The sequence below is a fragment of the Paenibacillus glycanilyticus NBRC 16618 genome, assembly GCF_004000805.1.
GTDB lineage: Bacteria > Bacillota > Bacilli > Paenibacillales > Paenibacillaceae > Pristimantibacillus > Pristimantibacillus glycanilyticus.
Genome location: NZ_BILY01000041.1, coordinates 1 through 19896, shown reverse-complemented (window position 1 = coordinate 19896; position 19896 = coordinate 1). Strand labels below are relative to the sequence as shown.

The 19896-nt window shown below is 50.5% G+C and carries 20 protein-coding genes; 14 read left to right on the top strand and 6 right to left on the bottom strand.

Features of this window, described 5'->3' with window-relative positions:
- Positions 1 to 52: 52 nt before the first annotated feature.
- On the bottom strand, positions 53 to 976 hold the full coding sequence (locus PGL01S_RS25280; protein ID WP_127497574.1) for a LysR family transcriptional regulator: 924 nt from the start codon (positions 974 to 976) through the stop codon (positions 53 to 55).
- Positions 977 to 1102: 126 nt separating this feature from the next.
- On the opposite strand from PGL01S_RS25280, the gene PGL01S_RS25275 reads away from it, so the two are divergent.
- Entirely contained in the window at positions 1103 to 2029 is a 927-nt protein-coding gene (locus PGL01S_RS25275) for a DMT family transporter (RefSeq protein WP_127497572.1), read from the top strand.
- A 150-nt stretch (positions 2030 to 2179) separates the two neighbouring features.
- Positions 2180 to 2470 (top strand): DUF3817 domain-containing protein, encoded by a 291-nt coding sequence (locus PGL01S_RS25270; RefSeq protein WP_127497570.1) that lies wholly within the window; start codon positions 2180 to 2182, stop codon positions 2468 to 2470.
- Between the two features lie 161 nt (positions 2471 to 2631).
- On the opposite strand, the gene PGL01S_RS25265 is transcribed toward PGL01S_RS25270, so the two are convergent.
- From PGL01S_RS25265 to PGL01S_RS25255, 3 genes are read right to left on the bottom strand one after another with little or no spacing between them, the layout of a single operon-like run.
- A complete protein-coding gene (locus tag PGL01S_RS25265; protein WP_174806599.1) occupies positions 2632 to 3486 on the bottom strand; it encodes an ABC transporter permease in 855 nt (284 codons plus the stop codon).
- Positions 3470 to 4273: an ABC transporter permease gene (locus PGL01S_RS25260; protein ID WP_127497568.1), complete on the bottom strand. Its 804-nt coding sequence runs from the start codon at positions 4271 to 4273 to the stop codon at positions 3470 to 3472. The genes PGL01S_RS25265 and PGL01S_RS25260 overlap by 17 nt, the downstream gene beginning before the upstream one ends.
- Positions 4270 to 5268, bottom strand: coding sequence for an ABC transporter ATP-binding protein (locus tag PGL01S_RS25255; RefSeq protein ID WP_127497566.1), 999 nt, complete (start codon positions 5266 to 5268; stop codon positions 4270 to 4272). Before PGL01S_RS25255 ends, PGL01S_RS25260 begins: the two co-directional genes overlap by 4 nt.
- Before the next feature lie 329 nt (positions 5269 to 5597).
- Here PGL01S_RS25255 and PGL01S_RS25250 point away from each other — a divergent pair, with 329 nt between their 5' ends.
- The 4 genes from PGL01S_RS25250 to PGL01S_RS25235 all read left to right on the top strand — a co-directional run bounded on the left by PGL01S_RS25250 (position 5598) and on the right by PGL01S_RS25235 (position 10643).
- Complete coding sequence (locus tag PGL01S_RS25250) at positions 5598 to 6521, top strand: EamA family transporter (RefSeq protein ID WP_127497564.1); 924 nt, start codon at positions 5598 to 5600, stop codon at positions 6519 to 6521.
- Positions 6522 to 6707: 186 nt separating this feature from the next.
- On the top strand, positions 6708 to 7049 hold the full coding sequence (locus PGL01S_RS25245) for a hypothetical protein (protein WP_127497562.1): 342 nt from the start codon (positions 6708 to 6710) through the stop codon (positions 7047 to 7049).
- Positions 7046 to 8800: an ABC transporter ATP-binding protein gene (locus tag PGL01S_RS25240; RefSeq protein WP_127497559.1), complete on the top strand. Its 1755-nt coding sequence runs from the start codon at positions 7046 to 7048 to the stop codon at positions 8798 to 8800. Before PGL01S_RS25245 ends, PGL01S_RS25240 begins: the two co-directional genes overlap by 4 nt.
- Positions 8784 to 10643, top strand: a complete 1860-nt coding sequence (locus PGL01S_RS25235; protein WP_127497557.1) for an ABC transporter ATP-binding protein — start codon at positions 8784 to 8786, stop codon at positions 10641 to 10643. Before PGL01S_RS25240 ends, PGL01S_RS25235 begins: the two co-directional genes overlap by 17 nt.
- A 62-nt stretch (positions 10644 to 10705) precedes the next feature.
- On the opposite strand, the gene PGL01S_RS25230 is transcribed toward PGL01S_RS25235, so the two are convergent.
- Positions 10706 to 11803 (bottom strand): glycoside hydrolase family 88/105 protein, encoded by a 1098-nt coding sequence (locus tag PGL01S_RS25230; protein WP_127497555.1) that lies wholly within the window; start codon positions 11801 to 11803, stop codon positions 10706 to 10708.
- A gap of 150 nt (positions 11804 to 11953) precedes the next feature.
- On the opposite strand from PGL01S_RS25230, the gene PGL01S_RS25225 reads away from it, so the two are divergent.
- From PGL01S_RS25225 to PGL01S_RS25200, 6 genes are all read left to right on the top strand, one after another.
- Complete coding sequence (locus PGL01S_RS25225) at positions 11954 to 12784, top strand: AraC family transcriptional regulator (protein ID WP_127497553.1); 831 nt, start codon at positions 11954 to 11956, stop codon at positions 12782 to 12784.
- Between the two features lie 97 nt (positions 12785 to 12881).
- A complete protein-coding gene (locus PGL01S_RS25220; RefSeq protein ID WP_127497551.1) occupies positions 12882 to 13376 on the top strand; it encodes a DUF2798 domain-containing protein in 495 nt (164 codons plus the stop codon).
- Between the two features lie 94 nt (positions 13377 to 13470).
- Positions 13471 to 14466, top strand: a complete 996-nt coding sequence (locus tag PGL01S_RS25215; protein WP_127497549.1) for a DUF1835 domain-containing protein — start codon at positions 13471 to 13473, stop codon at positions 14464 to 14466.
- A gap of 259 nt (positions 14467 to 14725) precedes the next feature.
- Complete coding sequence (locus PGL01S_RS25210; protein ID WP_127497547.1) at positions 14726 to 16180, top strand: ABC transporter substrate-binding protein; 1455 nt, start codon at positions 14726 to 14728, stop codon at positions 16178 to 16180.
- Between the two features lie 85 nt (positions 16181 to 16265).
- Positions 16266 to 17156 (top strand): carbohydrate ABC transporter permease, encoded by an 891-nt coding sequence (locus PGL01S_RS25205; RefSeq protein WP_127497545.1) that lies wholly within the window; start codon positions 16266 to 16268, stop codon positions 17154 to 17156.
- 21 nt (positions 17157 to 17177) lie between these two features.
- Positions 17178 to 18011, top strand: coding sequence for a carbohydrate ABC transporter permease (locus PGL01S_RS25200; RefSeq protein ID WP_127497543.1), 834 nt, complete (start codon positions 17178 to 17180; stop codon positions 18009 to 18011).
- Positions 18012 to 18105: 94 nt separating this feature from the next.
- On the opposite strand, the gene PGL01S_RS25195 is transcribed toward PGL01S_RS25200, so the two are convergent.
- A complete protein-coding gene (locus PGL01S_RS25195; protein WP_127497541.1) occupies positions 18106 to 18753 on the bottom strand; it encodes an SIMPL domain-containing protein in 648 nt (215 codons plus the stop codon).
- A 335-nt stretch (positions 18754 to 19088) separates the two neighbouring features.
- On the opposite strand from PGL01S_RS25195, the gene PGL01S_RS25190 reads away from it, so the two are divergent.
- Together PGL01S_RS25190 and PGL01S_RS25185 are read left to right on the top strand one after the other, a co-directional pair.
- On the top strand, positions 19089 to 19292 hold the full coding sequence (locus PGL01S_RS25190; RefSeq protein ID WP_244935753.1) for a hypothetical protein: 204 nt from the start codon (positions 19089 to 19091) through the stop codon (positions 19290 to 19292).
- 20 nt (positions 19293 to 19312) lie between these two features.
- On the top strand, positions 19313 to 19896 hold a 584-nt coding region (locus tag PGL01S_RS25185; protein WP_127497537.1), incomplete at its 3' end, for a hypothetical protein.

Sequence of the window (19896 nt, the reverse complement as noted above, 5' to 3'; positions counted from 1 at the left end):
CGTAAAGTTGACTTTATGTCAACAGCTGATCCGATGGAAGTTTTACTCTTCTTCAAGTTTGCCCGTGTCTTCCGTAAAGATTGCAAGATATTTCAGTAGGCTCGGCTTTGAATGGGAACAGCTTCCGTGCCGTCTCTATAAATGCTTTTACCGCGATGGTGCAGTCCTCCAGAGGACCGGATGCAATGTGAATATCCCGGTAGGCTGCGGGAGAGATTTGCTTCAGGACGATTCCCGGGGGAAGGTCCAGAAGGGACAGCTCGGACATGACGGCTACTCCTTCACCCGCCAGAATCATCTGAAGCGCGGTTCTGTAGTTGTAGAGAATGTATTTAATGGTTGGCGATTCTCCGGCGCTTTCAAACCACTTTAAGACCGGAGGCTCATAACCGGCTTTGCATATAAGCATGGGTTCGTCCCGTAAATCCTCGGGGCTAATAATCTCTTTCTCGTTAAGCGGATGATCTTCCCGCATAACCGCATAAATTCCCTCGCGGTAAAGAGGATAAGAATATGCGGTTTTGTCGGACGGGATAAGCAAACCAACGTCAATTTCGCGGTTATCCAGCCATTCCTGCACATCGGCGATCGTGCCTTCGATGATGCTGAACTCCAGGTTCGGATAATGCTGCTTCATTTGACGGATCAGCTTTGGTACCAGATAGGTCGCGGCCACCGGGAATGCTCCGATACGGACGCTGCCGGTTTCCATTCCTTTCTCGCTTGCGATTTCCTGGTCGATCTTATCATACCCTTGAAGAATTTCCCGGAAAGTCCGGACAATACGCTCTCCGACAGGAGTAAGAGCAACTCCGTGACGCCGGTCCCTGATCAGCAGCGTAACCCCAAGCTCGCGTTCCAAGGTCGTTACGGCACGGCTTACAGCCGGCTGCGTCATATTCATTTTCTCTCCGGCGGTCGTGAAGCTTCGGGTTTCCGAAATGGCGACAATCAGTTGAAGAAGCGATTTGTTCATACCGGATTTGATATCTCCCTCATGATTTATATTCATTTTATTTATGACCAGGTTTATTGTAACATGATTATAGACCAAGAGAAAGAAAGACCTGGAGGAGTTAGTCAGGGAGAGGAGAGTCTGATTATGAAAACAAAAGCATGGCTTTTTCTAGTATTAGCAAATCTGTTCTGGGCGGGGAATTTGATTTTCGGCAAGTCGGTTACGGCCGATTTTCCGCCAATCTGGGTGGCCTTCATACGTTGGGCAATTGCGGCTGCGGCCTTGATTCCGATGGCTCAGCTTATTGAAAAACCAAACTGGAGGAAGGTGTGGAGAGCCAATTGGGGGATGATGTTATTCCTGTCGCTGGTGGGCGTCGTATTGTACACGCTTCTTACCTACACCGCATTGCAGCACACCTCGTCAACAAACGGCAGCCTGATTAACAGCTTGACTCCGGCGGTTATGATCGTGTTGTCGGTTCTGTTCCTGAAGGAGAAAATGACGTTGATGCAGGGAGCGGGCTTGATATTATCCTTCCTGGGCGTGCTTACGGTATTAACGAAAGGGCATCTTCTAGGCGTATTCCGGACACCTTATAACGAAGGAGACGGCATCTTGCTGATCGCGGTGTTCTTGTGGGCGATTTACTCGATCATCAGCAAGCGGGCGCAGCATCTTCCTCCCATTACGTTTGTGGCCTTTACGGCTTTCATTGGCGTCATTTGCATGATTCCGTTGCTGTTTATCCAGCCATTACAGACTGAACATATAACAGCCCTCGGAGTAACGGGTGTTATTTATCTTGGCCTATTTCCTTCCATCGGCTCTTTCCTGTTCTGGAACCAAGGCGTCAAAGAGCTTGGACCCGGCAAAGCCAGCATTACGATGAATCTGATGCCGATCTTTACGGCTATCCTGTCCGTACTGACGGGCCAGCAGCTGCTGGCTTCCCAAATCGTAGGCGGAGTTATCGTTATCGCAGGGATGCTGCTATCGGCGAACCTTATCAAACGGTCGGATGGAGATAGGATCAAACGGGTGAATAAACAACAGACAGGCGTTATATAACAAGATAGCGGTTCTCAAAGCCTTTCGCTTTGGGGGCCGCTTTTTCATTTGGTCATGGAATGGACACGAATTTGTGATATTAGCAGAAACGAAGAACAGACGGAATACGTAATAGACTCGATTGAAGAAAAAGAGAAAGGAAGTGTAAGAATGAAGCAATCCGTCCGGACATGGTTTCGCTGGATCAGCTATTTGGAAGCGATTTCGTTTCTCGTTTTATTGGGAATAGCGATGCCTTTGAAATACATGTTCGATAGTCCGGAGGCTGTTGCGGTTACCGGCGGTATTCACGGGCTCTTATTTTCTGTTTATTTGGTAGCGATCGCGATGATGGCCGTTCTGTTCAAGTGGAGAATGATCCGTATAGCGGGAGCGATTCTGGCGGCCTTTTTACCGTTTGGTCCGTTTGTTCTGGAACGAAGATTAAAGGTTAATGCTTAGTATGGCGTAATTATCGTTCTTGTTCTCTACTCCCTGGTGTTTAATCTCATATCCTGGCTGATGTTCACGCGAAGAGACATGGCGGCTTAAAGCAAAAAAAGATCGAACGTCCGGATGTTCCGAGGTTCGATCTTTTTCTCTTTCCTAGTTAAGTTTAAAAGTTAACGCCTTAACCCCATCATATTGCCCGACGTATATCTTCTTAAGCCTCGATAAAAGAGCAGAATCCCTCCGGCGCACAAAAGGGCTGTCATGCCTAATGCGCCGTACAAGAAGGGAAGGTCAAGCTCGCGAATGAACGATACCGGCATGCTGCTGATGAAGCCGGCCGGAATAACGGTGAACAAGACAAGCCGGCCGAACCCTTTGAATATAGCCGTCGGGTATGTGGCAAAGACGAGCAGCGCGTTAAACAGCTGAAAGCTTAATCCATCCGTATTGCCAAGCCAGAAGGAGAGACAGCCGGCAATCACGCAGAAGAAAATAAAGATCATGCCGGAAATAAGCAGCGCTGCCGTAAATTTAACGATTCCAACCGGGGAGACATCGCCAAACCCTACAAAGATGAATATCGCAAACAGCAGATCGCCAATCGCGCTAACCGACATGCGGCTGATCAGCACGTTCAGAAGCACCGGCTTAGGCTGAGCCAGGTAGACGTCCAGCTGTCCGGTAGCGATCAGATTGGCAAGCCGGGTTGCGTTGCCGAAGAAAACGGACATGATTCCGAACCCGCCCGACGCGGCCGCCCACATCATCATGACATCCTGAAGCGTCCAGCCATTAAGCACGGGGAACCGTTTGAAGTACATGCCCCAGAATATAATCCACACGATATTATTTACGATCATGGAACCAACCGTCAGGAGGAAGCTGAATCGGAATTCCATGGCGCCCGCCAGGTTAAGCCTCCAGCTTGCCGCCGTAAACCGGAGCAGGCGCTTAAGCTTGCCCGGCTGGTCATGCTCGGATATGCCCGCATGACCTTTATGCAATTTGTCATCCGCCATTAACATTAAGCTTTCGCACCCCTTTCCGGTATAACAGCCATACCATCGCTCCAATAAGGATCACCCACAGCCACTGTATGGCAAGGGCGTGGGAAATTTCGCCAAGATGCATGCCAACCGCCGTACGGGCCGGAAAATAAACGACGGTCTGAAAAGGCAGCCAGTGTCCGATTCGCTGCAAGCTCTCCGGAAACAGCTCTAACGGCATCAGCATCCCGCCTATCGTAAACAAAATTTTGTTATACACGAACTCGAGCCCGCGAGTTTCCTCCACCCAAAAAGCGCTAAGGGCAACAAGCATGCCGAGCATGAAATTAACGGTGAACCCGCCAAGCGCCATAACCGGAAGCCAAGCGAGGCCGATGCCGACAGGCAGGGGACCAACAAGCAGCAAGCCAATCGCCGAGCCCAGTATCAGGTTTATAACGTAGCGGATAGCTACCTCGCTCATATATTCGGCATAATGGAACGCAATGAAGCTAACCGGCCGGATGAGCTTGAAGGCAACGTCGCCGCTCTTCACTTCCTCTTCGATCCGGGTACTGAGACTTGGAGTGGCGAGAACCATGGATTCGGTAAAGACGAGATACCACATCATCTGTTTAAAGGTATAGCCGTTAATCGTTGCTGTTCCTTCTCCCGCAAACGTCGTTTGCCATAACTGCATGAAAATATATAAGATCAACAGCAAAAACACGGACCGTATCAGAAAATCAACGACGTAAGCCAGCTGGCTGCGCAGCGTGATTTTACCGATAAACACATATTTCGCCGGCTTGGAGAGACTGATCACATAACCGCCTCCTTCGCGCGGAACGTCCCGTACATCCTTGTGATAATATCCTCCATCGGCGGATCCTGAACGGTCATATCGACAATACGGTGGCTTGCCATCAAGGCGGACAGGACGGATTCGATCGTTGTAAGTCCGGTGTCCACGCTAAGCGTCAAACGCGATCCGTCCCGGCTCAGCACCTCAACGCCTTCAAGCGCCATATGCCCCGGATCGTCCTCCAGGAGGAGTTGGACCGTCTTATGTGTCAGAAACTGCTGCTTCATGAAGTCGACCCGCCCGTCAAACACGAGTCCCCCATGATTAATTACAATCGCACGGTCGCATAGTTTCTCGACGTCGCCGGCATCATGGGAGGTAAGGAAGATCGTCGTGCCTTCTTCGCGGTTCATCTCCAGAATCAGCTCGCGGATTCTTTGCTTGACGACAGCGTCCAGTCCAATCGTTGGTTCATCGAGAAACAAAGCCTGCGGACGGTGAATGAGAGAAGCGGCAATCTCGCAGCGCATCCGTTCCCCCAGGGACAGCTTCCGTACGGGGGTGTGCAAGTAAGGGCCAAGCTCGAACCGTTCGATCAGATTGTCGCGCCGCTTCTTGTAATCCTCCCGGCGGAGCTCGTAAATCCGGCTCATCAGCTCAAAGGTATCAAGGGGCGGGAGATGGTACCACAGCTGCGACTTCTGTCCGAATACGGAGCCGATGCGGTAAGCCAGCTTTGACCGTTCCGTCCACGGACAACAGCCCAACACTTCCGCCTTTCCGGAGGTTGGATGAAGAATGCCGGTCAGCATTTTGATCGTTGTTGATTTGCCCGCTCCGTTTGGACCGAGGAAAGCGACCGTTTCTCCTTGATCGACGGAGAACGTAATGCCTTCAACGGCGGCTTTGCCGGTATAATGCGGCTTAATCAACGACTTGAGACTGCCCGCAAGACCGGCTTGCTTTTTCTTGACTTGAAAGATCTTCTCCAACTGCTCAACCTCGATAGACCTCACTTTACGCACCCCTTTGTTATTTTTCCTGCAAAAAAAGGAAAGACCCTCGCAAAGTCTCGCCCTAGTCTTGCAGGCGGAACTTTCCGAAGGTCTTTTATTCCTCACGGTGTAGCTTGGCGTCTACCCGCGCAAGCCGGCTTCGCTTGGTTCGCCATCCTAATGGAGTCGGATCCCTAGAAGCCCTTCCGAAAAACGTTTTCCACATATTAACATGATACGTCAGGTGTGGCAACAGCTATTTTGCTTGCGAATTTTTATCCAGCGAGAGCATTGCCACATGGCGGTTTCCTGTCTAAGATTAGAAGAATGGGAAGGGGACCGCTTACTTTATGTGGATTTTATTTGCAGGGCTTGCCGCCCTATGCTTTGGATTAAGAGGAATATTGTATCACTATACGAGCCAGCTTCCGTTAAGCCGGACCGTGCTGCTATGCGGCGCGTTCTCGATGGGGGCAGTAATATGCGGAATTACAGCCGTATGGTCCGGTCAGCCTTGGCCGACGACAGTTCTGGTGGGTATTCAGATGGGCGTGTTTTCCTTTGTCGCGAATGCCAGCATGTTCAAGGGCTTTGCCGTCGGAAAAGCCTCGCTTGTCGCGATTATTACGGCACTTCCTGCCGTGCTGGTTGTCATAGGGGCGTACCTGATGTGGGGAGAAGCGCTTAAATATACCCAGCTGGCCGCCTTTGTAGTTATCGTGGCGGGGATTTTGCTTGTCCGTTACTCCAATGATTTGTCGCTCAAAAATCTTCAAGGCGCGCAATGGGGACTTCTGTCTCTCGTCATGTTCGCCTGCAATGACTTGTCCGGCTCCTGGTCAACCAAGCTTGAGGCGCCGCTGTTCCCTACGTTGTTCTTTATGTTTGCCTCCGGCTCCATTTGCTATGGTATTTGGTGGCTGAAGGACCGCCTTGCGGCAAGGAGATACGGCTTGGCTGCAGCGGCTGAAGCACACGAGGTTACCGTGGCAGCTGCCGCAGTGGATGGACGGAATCCGGGCAAAACGTGGAGTGAACGCCGCACTTACCTGACCGGAATGCTGGTCGGCACAACCAACGCGGTAGGCATGATGATGATTGTCACGGCCTTTGATCATGGCAAGGCAGGGCTGGTCTCCGCAGTTACCGCTTTGAATGTATTAATCGTACTGCTCTATACCCGGTTCGTGGTGAAGGAAAGCTTCACGAGGCTTGAAATTACCGGAATGGCATGCGCGTTTGGTGGCATTTTATTTTTGCGGTTAATAGCTTAACGAAAGAAACAGCTTAGCGTCATCCGGGTTCTCGAACCTGGGTGGCGCTTTTTTTAATGCCGCAACGAATCAACTGTTAATTATTTGAAAATTATAACTTGACAGTCATTTATGATGTGTATACATTTGTATACATAAAGAGAAATGTATACGAACGTATACAACAACTGAAGGAGGCATAGATATTTGCGTAACGGGCAAGGACACAGAGGCAGGCATCCCTTCAAGGAGGATTGCAAGAATCGGGACGGAGGCAAGGCGCAGACGTTTCGCCGCGGCAGGGCGCTTGCTTTTCTCGAGAAGCTTACGATTACCCGCACAACGCTGCTGCGCCAGCTGAATGATCCGGCTTTCGAAGCGATTAAACCGGTAATCAGCGGCGAATTGAAGGCGACGGAAGCCATTATGGAAGAGTTTATTCACGTATTTCAGCTACACGAGCTGCCTGAGGAAGACGTTCCTTCCGAAGAGGCTACGGCTGGGGAAGAGAGCAGCTCCGAATCCACTAATGGAAGTGATGAGTCTTGAAGTCAGAAGGTGTGTTAAAGCCGTATTTCAGGCAGACCTGGCATATCTATCTCGGATCGTTCACCCTTCATGCGGCAGCGAGTATCGTATTCGCTTATTTCCCGAAGGTGCTTGGGGACTTTACGGATAAGCTGAAGGGCGGAGAGCTTGGCTCCCAGGATGTTGCGCACTTCAGCTTGATGCTGGTTCTGATTGGAGCGGGATATGCCCTGCTGGGAGGATACGGTCAATACCTGGTCATGTATGTCGGACGGTTGTTCGAGTACATGACCCGTCGTCGTCTATTTACTCATTTTTCCGGTCTTAGCGAGCACTATTATTCGAAGAACGGCGTCGGCAAAATGCTCAACTACTTCATGAACGACGTAACCGGCGTCCGGGAATCCATCTCGATGGGCATCAACCAGACGGCTATGGCCTCCATGCTTCTGGTCTCCTGCGTTGGAGCGATGATTCTTAGCGATATTCCGCTTTATCTCATCGCTGCTTCCGTGGGGCCGCTTATCTTCATTCCTTGGATCGTCATCAAGATTGGTCCGGTTATCCGTCAGCGTTCACGCAAAGTGCAGGAGGCGCTTGGCACGATGACGGAGTCGGCCGAGGAGCAGTTCGGCGGTATCCGTGTTACGAAAAAGTTTGCAGTGGAGCCTATTATGATTGAGCGGTTTGGCGCCAAGGTCGATCAGATCAAGACCAACCAGCTGTCGCTGGTACGGATCAGCTCTTTGTTCCAGGCAACGGTGCCTTTCCTCGGGAACCTGTCTCTTATTGTGTCGCTGGCTTACGGCGGTTACTTAACGATACAAGGAGATATTTCGCTTGGTAATTTCGTTGCGCTGACACTGTACGTACGGATGCTGATGAACCCGCTGCAGCAAATTGGCAACGTTATCAATACGGTTCAGCGGTCGCGCGCATCCTTGCAGCGGCTTAACGAATTAATCGCGGTTCAGCCGGATATCGTGGAGACCGACCATGCGGCAGCGGTTAATCTGTCCGCAAGTCCGATTCGCATGAAGGATTTGACGTTTACTTACCCCGGTGCTTCACAGCCTTCGCTGCAGCATATTGACCTTGTGATTCAACCCGGAATGACGCTTGGCATCGTAGGGCGTACGGGCAGCGGCAAAACAACGCTTGTCAAGCAGCTGCTCCGGGTATACGATCCGCCGGCAGGCGCCATTCATGTCGGATCCGAGGACATACGCGAAGTCACGCTTGAGAGCCTGCGCACGCAGATTGCTTACGTCCCTCAGGACGGCTTCCTGTTCAGCACAACGATTGGCGAGAATATTGCTTTTGCACGTCGGCAGGCCGGTCAGGGCGAGATTCATGCTGCAGCCAAGCAGGCACGTATTTACGACAATATTGCGGAGTTCCCGGAAGGCTTCGAGACGAAGCTGGGAGAGAGGGGCGTCACGTTATCCGGCGGGCAGCGTCAGCGAACAAGTCTGGCGCGCGGCTTTATCATGCAGGCACCTCTTATGATCCTGGATGACAGCGTCAGCGCCGTCGACGCGGTGACAGAATCCGAGATCGTGCACACGATTCAGAAGGAGCGTCAAGGAAAAACAACCATTATTATCGCGCACCGGCTCAGCGCTTTGAAGCATGCGGATCTCATCATCGTATTGGATGAAGGGAAGATCGTTCAGCGGGGCAAGCATGAGAAGCTGCTTGCGGAACCTGGACCTTATGCCGAGCTCCATGCGATTCAAGAGGAGGGAAGCCAATATGCCGACAGCCGTTAACAACTGGCAGATGGACCAGAAGTCCGGCAATGGCAATGGCAAGCAGCCTAAGCCGCAATACAAGTCCGCTTTTCGCATACTGAAATCTTATATTAGTCCGCACCGGAAGACGTTTACGCTGGTAGCCATTTGTACGATTATTGCGATTGCCTCCGAGCTGTTCCAGCCTTATTTGGTCAAAATCGCGATCGACGATAATCTGATGGTGGGCAAGAACGATTACGGCAGCTTGATTGCGATCTGCGCGATTTATCTCGGCTTATCCCTCTCAAGCTTGTTGTTTACGTATTTGCAAAATAACCTGCTGCAGGATGCCGGCCAGAGCATCGTAGCCCGCATCCGGAAACAGCTGTTTGAGCATATTACCAAGCTGTCGATGTCCTACTTCGATAAAACGTCCGGCGGCAGCCTCATTACGCATGTATCCAGCGATACCGAGGCGGTTAACCAGTTTTTCAACCAGGTATTGCTGACCCTGCTGAGGGATGGCCTGACGTTGGTTTCCATTCTGGTCATGATGTTTTATCTGGATACGACGCTAGGGCTGTACTGTCTGCTTTTGCTGCCGATAATTGCGCTTATCGCGATTGGTTTCCGCTCCTTCATGCGCACGACGTATCAGATGGCGAGGACGCGCTTGTCCCGCCTTGTGGCGTTTGTGGCGGAGAATCTGGCGGGCATGAGCCTCATTCAAGTCTTCCATCAGCAAAAGGCGCAGGGCGAATTGTACAAGGAGCGGAACGAGGATTATTTCAAGGCTAATGTCCGCGAGATCCGTACGGCGGTTACGTTTAACCGGACCTTCGATCTGCTCGGGAACCTGACCATTGCTTTCGTTGTCTGGACCGGGGGGAAGACTGTGCTAGGGCATACGATGGAGTTTGGCGTATTGTATGCATTTATTACGTACATCCGGCAGTTCTTCCAGCCGATCAATGCCATCACCCAGCAGTGGAACACGCTGCAGTCCGCTACGGTAGCGGTCAACCGGATTTGGGGCGTTCTCGATGTCGAGCCCGAAATCAAAGATGCGGCCAAACCTGTGAAAATAAACCATGACGCCGTTCAGGGTCGTGTAGATTATAACAATATCTCATTCAGCTACGGGAACGGCACTCCGATCTTCCGCGGACTTGATCTGCATATCCGTCCCGGCGAGATGGTCGGCATCGTGGGTACAACCGGCGCGGGCAAAAGCTCGCTTATGAGCTTGTTATGCCGGTTCTATGACGTGAACGAGGGCAGCGTCCAAATTGACGGGAACGATGTCAGGCATATCCCGCAGGCCGAGCTTCACCGGATTGTAGGTCTGGTTCAGCAGGAGCCTTATCTGTATGCGGGAAGCATTATCGACAACGTTCGGATGTTTGACGAGTCGATCTCCAGGGAAAACGTTATCCGCGCCTGCGAATTTGTCGGAGCAGATCAGCTGATTAACCGTATGCCTGGCGGCTACGAGACGAAGCTGTCCGAACGCGGAAGCGGATTATCCGCCGGCGAGCGGCAGCTAATCTCTTTTGCCCGGATTATCGTGTTCCGTCCTAAGATTCTGATTCTCGACGAAGCGACGGCGAACCTCGATTCTCAGACGGAGCAGCTAATTCAACGAGCGCTGCAGGTCGTATCCGAGGGCCGGACGACGATCGTGATCGCCCACCGCTTGTCCACCATAATGCATGCGGATCGGATTATCGTGCTTAGTCACGGAACAATCGTCGAATCGGGAACTCATGCCGAGCTGATTGAGCAGCAAGGCGTGTACGAGGAGCTGTACCGCCACTCGCAAGGCGAGGCGGCAGCAGCCTCGGAAGAAACCTCGCCGGAAGCGCAGACGATACCTTAATCGCCCGGAAATGAAAAAGCTGAAGCCTCTTAAGAAGAGGGCTTCAGCTTTTTTATGATTCACTAGTTTGTTCGAGGTGCCAAGCTCATCTCCACGCACATCAGGATAAAAGCGCCTGCGCCATGCAGATCGTTCTCGCTCGTTGGGCGGGCGATATAGTGGGCATAATCGCCAATGCCCGTGCCGATGCAGATTTGGCCGATAACGACATGACCGTTATCATCAAGCTTTAACGTATCAATAACTCCCTGGTAGCCTTTCCACGCATACTCCAAATATTTTGGTTCCAGATAGCCGAATCGCACGGCTTTGGCGATGGCATGCACGTATAGGGCGGTGCAGGAATTTTCAAGCCAGTTGTCCGGCAAATGTCCTTTGTCGACGACCTGATACCATAAGCCCGTAGCGGAATCCTGGTATTTGAGAAGCGAGACCAGCAAATCCTGCAGGATAGCGGCAAGCGCTTCTTTATCCTTGTGATCCTCCGGCAGGTGCTCGAACATTTCAAGCAGGGCAACCGGATACCAGCCGATCGCGCGTCCCCAGAATTCGGGAGCAAGCCCGGTTCCCGGATCGGCCCAGGCAGCTTCCTTGGTCTCGTCCCAGCCATGATACAGGAGACCGGTAACCGGGTCCTTTGTATGCTTTTCCATCAGGATCGCCTGATAGGTCATCAGGTCAAAATATTCGCTGTCCCCAAACGCCTTGCCGTACTGAACGGCAATCGGCCCGGCCATGTATAACCCGTCAAGCCACATCTGATTCGGATAATGCTCCTTATGCCAGAAGCCGCCGGAAGGATTCGTTTTCCACGATTTGATCAGCGGCACAAGGTAATGGAGGGCTTTTGCATACCGTTCGTCCCCGGTCTGCTCGTACAGATTAAATAAGAGAACGCCGGGTTGAATATCGTCAAGCTCATCCGGCTTATGCTTCTTAATGCGGCCATCCTCCAGCACCTGGCTGTCGACCCAGCGTTTCAAATATTCATAATACTTCGGATTTCGCGTCTCCTTCCAGCATTTCTCCATTCCCGATAAAAAGACGCCTTGATGATAATGGAACCGGTCCGGCGGCAGCTGTTCCGGTTCGAATCTGGCCATTAATGCCTCGCAGGCTTTCTCTGCCCATTGAATGGGGGAAAGTACGGTTTTAATCATTTGCATAAGCCTCCCTTTTGGTCATAGATTTATGCTAGCACGAGGAAATGTACATTTTTTGCAGAAAAGAATGAATTCTTCTTATATCTTGCTGTAAATGAACGGAGACGTATAATAATAGAAAAGGAACAGGGAGGGAGATGGCTAACGATGGGAGATTTCCAGTACGATAACGGGGAAGGAACCTTCTCGGTATCTTACCGCAAAGCCCGGAGCCATAATATGCCCGCCAGCCATTTTCATAGTACCTACGAAATCTTCTGCCTCATGTCCGGGATGCGGGAGTTTTTTATAAAGGACCGGACTCTTGTTATTCATGAAGGGGATATCGTGATCATCTCGCCGAATATTCTGCATCGGACAACCAATACGGAAACGCCGGAGCATGAGCGGCTTATTGTCAATATTCACGAGAAGCATATGGCTGCGATGAGCTATATGGAAGTCCTGCATCCGTTATTCGAGAAGGAGTATCTGATTGTTAAATGCACGCTGCAGGACCGGTTAGCTATGGAGACTATGCTGCAGACAATGATGACGGAGATGTCGGAGAAGAAGCCCGGCTTCGAGCTGTACGCGTTGACGCTAGCCTTGCAGATGCTTATGATTTGCTGCCGGCACGTGAAGTCAAGCAGAGCGGAGACTCTTGAATCGCCAAGCCCGATGCATGAGCGTATTTCGGAGGTTGTGCGGTACATGAACAGCCATTACATGAACGAGCTGTCGCTTCATTTGCTGGCGGAGAAGTTCTACGTAAGCCCTTATTATTTGAGCCGCTTTTTCAAGGAAGCAACAGGCTTTACGTTTGTGGAATATTTGAATAGCGTTAGAATCAAGGAAGCAAAAAAGCTGCTGGAGCAGTCCTCCATGAAGGTTAACCTGATTGCCAAGCGGGTCGGATTCGGCAGCGTAACGCATTTCGGCCGTGTGTTCAAATCGGTTACCGGATATGTTCCCCTGCACTATAGAAAAGGAAAATAGGATGTAACGAAGGCTGTCCTTATCCATAAAAGTTCACACACTTGTCACTTATGAAGAGGGGGATCGAATCTCTATAATGACAAGAAGAACAGAAAGGATGATGATAGTGCCGACGAATAAGAGAGAAGAGTTTTACTTTGGATTAATGATGGTGACGGGGATGGCGCTGGTTATGATTACGTATAATCTGATGCGTAATGATTTGTTCGGAACGCTTTCTCCCGGAGAAGTGATCATGCAATACGGATTAGGGTTTTTGGTTGCGTTTGCGGTGGAGATGTTTGTCGTAGGGCCCCTTGCGAAAAAAGCCGCCTTTGCGCTGCCGTACGATAAATCGAAGAAGTTGTATGTCATTTTGGCGCTTGCTTTCTGCATGGTGACGGGCATGGTACTGAGCATGTCGCTGTATGGACTGATCAGTTCTTCTGTGGCGGACAGCTTGGGAGAAGGTTCGTTAATCAAACATTATTTCACGATAGTCCTTCACAATTATATGCTGGCCTTCCCGCTTCAATTGGTGGTTATGGGACCGCTGGTGCGTTTCTTGTTCGGCAAATACGTTGCTAAAAATCCAGTGAAACTGGCTGATTAATAGAAATACCGTGAGTATCCGATTGGGATGGATCACGGTATTTTTTTGTAACCTATTAGAAATTTATGGTAGATTAATGTGAGAGGTGAAATGGATGAACCGTTATATAGAATCTATCAACGAGCTTAATGAATGGGAGCTTCGCATTATATTAAATGAATTAATTAATGAAGCAGAGGCAAGCTCCGATTCAGGCAAGCTTTTGCAAGTTATAGATGACCGGATTGCAGAAGCACGTTCGAAGCGCGAGGAGATTGAGCGGCTTCAACGTTATGTACATATTGTATTTAGTCTTTCGGATGCGGGTTCTTTGAAAGTCGCGCTTAGTGAAGCCGGCAGAAGGCATGAAAATAAAGTAGTCGCATTTAATGACCTGTTCTCGATTGGGCCAATCAAGCATTTGGAACAGCCGGAAGGACAACGGAACAGGCAGCGATGGATGCTGGACCGGTTTTCTCCGTTTCGAGTTTTGAATGATCGCAATAGAGAATCGCAATTGGACCACATGATAGAGGAAATAAAAGCCATTCCCGAGGAGAAATGCGTTATCGTATGGTGCTCCGATAATTCGCATGACCAGACGGGAATGCGGCTCGTTATGCACTTGTTAAGGGACCGGCAGCAGCCGGTTCAGCTCGTTAACTTTTCGGAGAGCCTTTGCGATATGACGGTCCCTCCAATTGCGCAAGCTTATGTTGATCCGGAAGTCTATCGCGATATGGTAAGTAATTATGAAAATGCGAGACTTCTATCTTCCCGGGAACGGCAGCAATATACGGCGGAGTGGGAAGAACTATCGAATTCAAATTACGAGCTTCGCCTTTGGCAGGGCGGAGAGATTAAAGGCAGCGAGATCGAAGCGATTGACGGGATTATTGTATCTGCCGCGGTATCAGCCGTTCAAGAAAGCGGAGACGAAGAAGGATTCGTGAAAGCCGGAACGGTTGTAGCGAAGGTATTCGAGCATTTTAACCAGGTCATTGGAGACGGCTTTATCGAATACAGGATGTGGAGCTTAATCAGCAATGGAGTCTTCGAATTCAGAGGACTGCCGGGTGCGTTATATCAGTATTCCATTCGGCTTGGATAACGAAGTGAGAGCATCATTAAAAAACGATAATGAATTCAGAGCTTCGGACGACAAGTGCCGGAGCTCTTTTTTTCGTGCCATGGAGCGCCATTATTTGAAGCGATTTTCGGAAGTCATTTAAATAGAGTTTTATGTCGCAATCTTATAGTCAAATCTTCCGATTTTCATCGAATAAAGGTGGAGGTAGATAAATATCTATGAACTATAACCGCATGGAAGCGCTTAACCAAGGGTGGTTGACTAATAGGGAGGGATTACGATGGGTCGCGGTAAAAGTTTCTGGTCGATTTCCACATCGCTTGTTCTCTGTTCGACGCTGCTGTTTGCCTGTTCGAATAACGCGAACAACACAAACACGCCAAGCAACAGTCCAAGCACTTCGGCTGACACAGGCACGAAAGAGACGAATGCCGGTCAAACAAACGACGGGGGCACAACGGGAAATACGGAGAAAAAAGTCATTACGATCACCTATCGCGATGACGGCATTGGCGAGCAAGGCGTCATGTACAAATGGATTCAACAGCTTGCCGAGAACTTCCCGGATAAAAGCATAGAGATTAAGGCTACTCCGATTCAGGCATCCGAAGGGGATTATTTCGCCAAGATTGCTCTCGCGCTCAAGTCGAAAGACACCGCGCCGGATATCGTAACGGAGGATACGTTTATTCTGAACTCCGACGCTAGTGCGGGATATCTGACGCCGCTCGACGATAAAGTAAGCGCATGGGAAGACTGGACGAACGGCTCCTTCATCGAAGCGCTGAAAAAAGGCGTTACCGCCAGCGACGGCAAAGTATACGGCGTCCCTTACAATACGGATTCGAGGGGTCTCTGGTATAACAAAGAGCTCTTCAAGAAAGCGGGATTGCCGGAAGAGTGGGCTCCAAAGAACTGGGATGAAGTGCTGGATGCGGCGAGAACCATTAAGAGCAAGCTTCCGGACGTCGTGCCGATCTGGATGAACATGGGCAAGGCAACTGGCGAGGCGACCTCCATGCAGACTTACGAAATGCTCCTCTACGGCACTGGCGAGAGACTCTACGATAACGATACCGGCAAATGGATTACGAAAAGCCAAGGCATTAACGATGCGCTCACGTTTATCCAAACGATAAACAAAGAAAAGCTTGGACCGCCGCTCTCGAAGGTTCTAAACGGTCAAGCGGGCAATACGTCTACCCGCGAATACTTGCCGCAAGGGAAGCTTGCGATCTCGCTCGACGGCTCCTGGATTACCGGCAACTATCTGGAAGGCGGCGCCGCTCCATGGCCGGAATACAAGGATGTCCTCGGCTTCGCGCCGATGCCAACAAGCAAAGGCCAGGCGCCTGGCTCCATCACGCTTGCCGGCGGCTGGGCATTGTCGATCCCTGCGAACGCGCAGCATAAAGACGAAGCATGGGAAGTTATCAAATTCGCCCTGAACAAAGAAAACTCGAAAAAGCTGGTTATCGCATCGGGCAATATTACCGTACGCGCGGACGTAGGCTCGGATCCGGAATATACCCAAATGCCGTTTAACCAAATCGCAACCGACTATTTGAAAAATGCCGAGTTCCGCCCGGCGCAGGATAAATATCCGGAAGTGTCGACGCAAATCCAGACGATGGTCGAGTCCGTTGCCTCCGGTACGTCCGCGAAGGATGCGGCGAACAAATACGCGCAGGATGTGACGCGTATCGTCGGCGCGGATAAGACGGTAGAAAAATAATGGAAAACGGCTTGCTCAAGCCTTTCACTCAGATGCGGATGCTTGAGCAAGCCTTTTTTTCTGAAGGCGGAGGAGGTAGACGAGAATGAGCAGTATAGCCTTAAATGGCGCGGCAAAGCGAAAGCGGACATGGACGTGGCTGTATTTTTTGCTGCCCTCCGTGGCCATTATGCTTGTGTTTTTTATTTACCCGATTCTGCTGACCGTATTCTATTCCTTTACCAACCTGGCTCTAACCGGGGAAGCGGCCAAGAATCTGAATTTTGTCGGCCTGGATAACTATTCGCGCATGTTCGAGGATCCTACGGTTCGGACGAGTATATGGAATACGCTTGTATTCCTGATTGGTTCGGCCGTTATCGGCCAGCAGGTCTTGGGATTCCTGATTGCGCTGCTGATGAAAAACAAAAACAAATGGTTTCGGAGAATTATCGGCACTATCGTATTGGCAGGCTGGGTTACGCCTGAAATCGTGTGCGCTTTATGCTTGTACAGCTTTTTCGCCGATGAAGGAACGCTTAACGCGATTATAACCTCATTTGGTTTCACCGAAGTTACCTGGCTGTACACGGTACCCATGATCACGATTATTCTCGCGAATATTTGGCATGGGACAGCCTTCTCGATGCTCGTATTCCAGGCAGCCCTCGATGATGTGCCCAGCGAAATCGAAGAGGCTGCCATTGTGGACGGGGCTTCGAAATGGCAGGTGCTGACGAGAGTAACCATTCCGTACATCAAGGACTCCATTACAACTAACGCGATGCTCGTTACGCTGCAGACGTTAGGCGTGTTTGGCCTCATTTACGCGATGACGGGCGGGGGACCGGGTACGTCTACAACTACGCTGCCGATCTTTATGTACAATCAGGCTTTCGTCAATTACCAGCTTGGTTACGGCACGGCTATCTCCTTATTGCTGCTGTTCATCGGCATTATCCTAAGCTTGTTCTATATCCGCTCCATGAAAGAGTAAACGGACAAGGAGAACAATTGTATGAGTGCAAAACAACGCAAATGGATTTTTCAATTGCTGCCCTATACCATATTGACGGTTATTGGGATTTGCTTTCTGCTGCCGCTCCTATGGGTGCTTGTGGCATCCGTAGATGCTAACGCGCTGCAGTCTCTTAAGACGCCTACTCATCTGACGGGGAACAATTATATTGATGTACTCACCAACAAAGAAAATCAGCGTGCCTTTCTGATCGGCCTCCTGATGTCCGGCAGCCAAGCCGTATTGGTCGTTATACTCGGACTTCTGGCGGCTTATCCGTTGTCGCGTTATCAACTTAGATACAAGAAGCCTTTTATGCTGACGATCCTGTTCATGACTTCCTTGCCGATTACTGCCGTAATGGTGCCGGTCTATCAGCTGTTTCTAACCTTGAAGCTGTACAACAATATTTTTGGCGTTATCCTGTTCTTCGTCGCTTCGGCGATGCCTTACGGCATATGGATGCTCAAAAACTTCATGGATTCCGTGCCCTCCGAGCTGGAAGAAGCGGCATGGATCGATGGAGCTTCCGTGTTTGTCGGCATTAGGAAGGTTGTTGCCCCGCTGATGATTCCCGGCATCTGCACGGTTGCGATCTTCACCTTCTCCGGCAGCTGGGGCAATTTCTTCGTGCCGTACATTTTGCTTCAATCGCCGGAGAATTTCCCGGCTTCGCTCAAGATTTATCAATTCTTTGGGCAGTACGGCATGGCGGATTACGGCAAATTAGCCGCTTTTTCCGTTATGTACGCTATACCGTCGGTCGTTCTGTATATCTTATCCCAGCGCTTTATGTCCAAGGGCTTCAGCATGCAGGGCGGTATGAAGGGGTAGTCTCTCGCTGGACGAAGTGGTTGACCTGATGAAGAAGGTTTATTAAATGCGGTAGTAACGGCTGCGCGAGTCTTTGTCCGCGCAGCCGTTTTTATCAGCCGTACACATACCAGACTCTTACGGACGCTTTAAACGTTAAGGTTCCGGGTTCAATGGTGGTACCGACATCGCCGGCGGGAACGGAAGCGGCTTTGAACATGACAGGCTCGAATCGGTTTCCCGGCGACTCCATAACCTTGCAAGGAATGGAGGAGAGGGAGACGCCAAGCGTAGCGGCAATCGCAAGCGCCTTCGCTTCGGCATCGCGGACGGCAAGCGTTAATGCCTTTCGCCGTGCTTCGTCCGCATGAGTGGATTGAAACGTTATGTCGGATACCATATTGGCGCCTTGAGCGACTGCCGCATCAATAACGCGCCCCGCATCCTTCGCTCCGTCTATCGTAATTCGCAGCAGATGTACGGCTCTGTATCCCCGGAAAACTTGCTTTCCGTCTATAAAATCGTATTGCGGCTCAATGGAGTATTGCGCGGTGGAGATAGATTCCCGCGGCACGCCAAGGGCAAGCATGGCTTGAATGATGGCATCTATGGTCTTGGCCTGATCGGTCTGAAGCGTTCCAAGGCTGTCGCTTTCTCCCGAAACCCCAAGAGTGACGATGGTTTCGTCCGGTACGGCTGTTGCCACCCCTTCACCCATAACCTCGATAGTAAAATCACAACAGGTCTGTGCTTGTTCCTTCATCTAGAACGACCTCCGTCTCTAAGCAATCTCTAATACTAATATAGACGGTTATCCATAGGGAGATGTTTCGTATTTTTTTAGATTGGTTTAGAACTAAACAACAATTCCAATTAGAGGAAATAGTTATTTCGGACTATTATTTTCCCAAATATTTCATGCTACAATTCGGAAAGTCATTCCCATTTAAGCGGACACAGCTAGTAGAGCACGATCACGTTTAAAGTGATGGTGCTTTTTTTATTTTACGGGTAAATATTTTGCTTCCAAAAAATTGAAACGTCCATTTGCGATCGTCGTATACAATGAACATCCAACTGAAAGGGGCACGTAAACAGATGCGGGTAGTCCTGTTTGTAAAAGATTCGGAGCGGGGGTTAAAGCTAGTGGATGAACGGGAGTGGGATGCAGCCATGATCGCGACGCTTGAGCATGTTAACTATCTGACCGTTCATGGGGAAGAGTATCAGACACTGGAAGGGAAGCTGAACCTGGACGCCGGGCAGCTGGAGCTTCTGGTTGTAAAGATGAATAACAAATAGACGGAAAGAGGGGATTCGATATGCAAGAAGATAAAAAAACGGATTCGTTAAAAACGATCAAGGAAGGGATTCCTCTCAAGGTCCTGTCCACTTCGCTTGGTATCGCTTTGCTGGCGAATCTGGCAGCCGTGCCGGCCCACGCCGGAACAACAAGCTCGGCTGAATCGCCAACCCCAACTCCAACGGTATCCAGCTCGGCATCAGGTCCCAAGTTGGTGGAATGGTCAAGCGAGGCCGTCAAGCGTTACTATGACCCTGCCGTTGACTGGAATCTGCCGCTGCCATCGGATAAAGAGCTAGACAAAGAAGCGGCGCAAGAGAGTCCTCAAGTGACGGCCGGCAGCGGTTCCGGCGGGAGTACAACGATTGTTCATCAATCGTCGGGCTTTGGCTGGGATGACCTGATGCTTTATCATCTGCTGTTCAATAACGGCAGTTCGTATTCTTCGCAAACCTGGGCTTCCTCCCATCGTTCCTACTATTACGGCAGCACACGTCCATATGAGCCCAAAAGCTATTCCAACGGGAAATTCCAGAACAAGCCGGTTGTAGGTTCAACGGTATCGCCGCCTAAGACTTCTAATTCCACCGGCTCGGTTACCCG

Excerpts from the sequence above, each read along its gene's own strand:
- PGL01S_RS25215 (WP_127497549.1), top strand. The coding sequence starts at position 13,471 with ATGAACCGTTATATAGAATCTATCAACGAGCTTAATGAATGGGAGCTT.
- PGL01S_RS25200 (WP_127497543.1), top strand. The coding sequence starts at position 17,178 with ATGAGTGCAAAACAACGCAAATGGATTTTTCAATTGCTGCCCTATACC.
- PGL01S_RS25230 (WP_127497555.1), bottom strand. The coding sequence starts at position 11,803 with ATGATTAAAACCGTACTTTCCCCCATTCAATGGGCAGAGAAAGCCTGC.
- PGL01S_RS25225 (WP_127497553.1), top strand. The coding sequence starts at position 11,954 with ATGGGAGATTTCCAGTACGATAACGGGGAAGGAACCTTCTCGGTATCT.
- PGL01S_RS25270 (WP_127497570.1), top strand. The coding sequence starts at position 2,180 with ATGAAGCAATCCGTCCGGACATGGTTTCGCTGGATCAGCTATTTGGAA.
- PGL01S_RS25280 (WP_127497574.1), bottom strand. The coding sequence starts at position 976 with ATGAACAAATCGCTTCTTCAACTGATTGTCGCCATTTCGGAAACCCGA.
- PGL01S_RS25210 (WP_127497547.1), top strand. The coding sequence starts at position 14,726 with ATGGGTCGCGGTAAAAGTTTCTGGTCGATTTCCACATCGCTTGTTCTC.
- PGL01S_RS25265 (WP_174806599.1), bottom strand. The coding sequence starts at position 3,486 with ATGTTAATGGCGGATGACAAATTGCATAAAGGTCATGCGGGCATATCC.
- PGL01S_RS25190 (WP_244935753.1), top strand. The coding sequence starts at position 19,089 with ATGCGGGTAGTCCTGTTTGTAAAAGATTCGGAGCGGGGGTTAAAGCTA.
- PGL01S_RS25220 (WP_127497551.1), top strand. The coding sequence starts at position 12,882 with ATGATGATAGTGCCGACGAATAAGAGAGAAGAGTTTTACTTTGGATTA.
- PGL01S_RS25205 (WP_127497545.1), top strand. The coding sequence starts at position 16,266 with ATGAGCAGTATAGCCTTAAATGGCGCGGCAAAGCGAAAGCGGACATGG.
- PGL01S_RS25275 (WP_127497572.1), top strand. The coding sequence starts at position 1,103 with ATGAAAACAAAAGCATGGCTTTTTCTAGTATTAGCAAATCTGTTCTGG.
- PGL01S_RS25235 (WP_127497557.1), top strand. The coding sequence starts at position 8,784 with ATGCCGACAGCCGTTAACAACTGGCAGATGGACCAGAAGTCCGGCAAT.
- PGL01S_RS25195 (WP_127497541.1), bottom strand. The coding sequence starts at position 18,753 with ATGAAGGAACAAGCACAGACCTGTTGTGATTTTACTATCGAGGTTATG.
- PGL01S_RS25250 (WP_127497564.1), top strand. The coding sequence starts at position 5,598 with ATGTGGATTTTATTTGCAGGGCTTGCCGCCCTATGCTTTGGATTAAGA.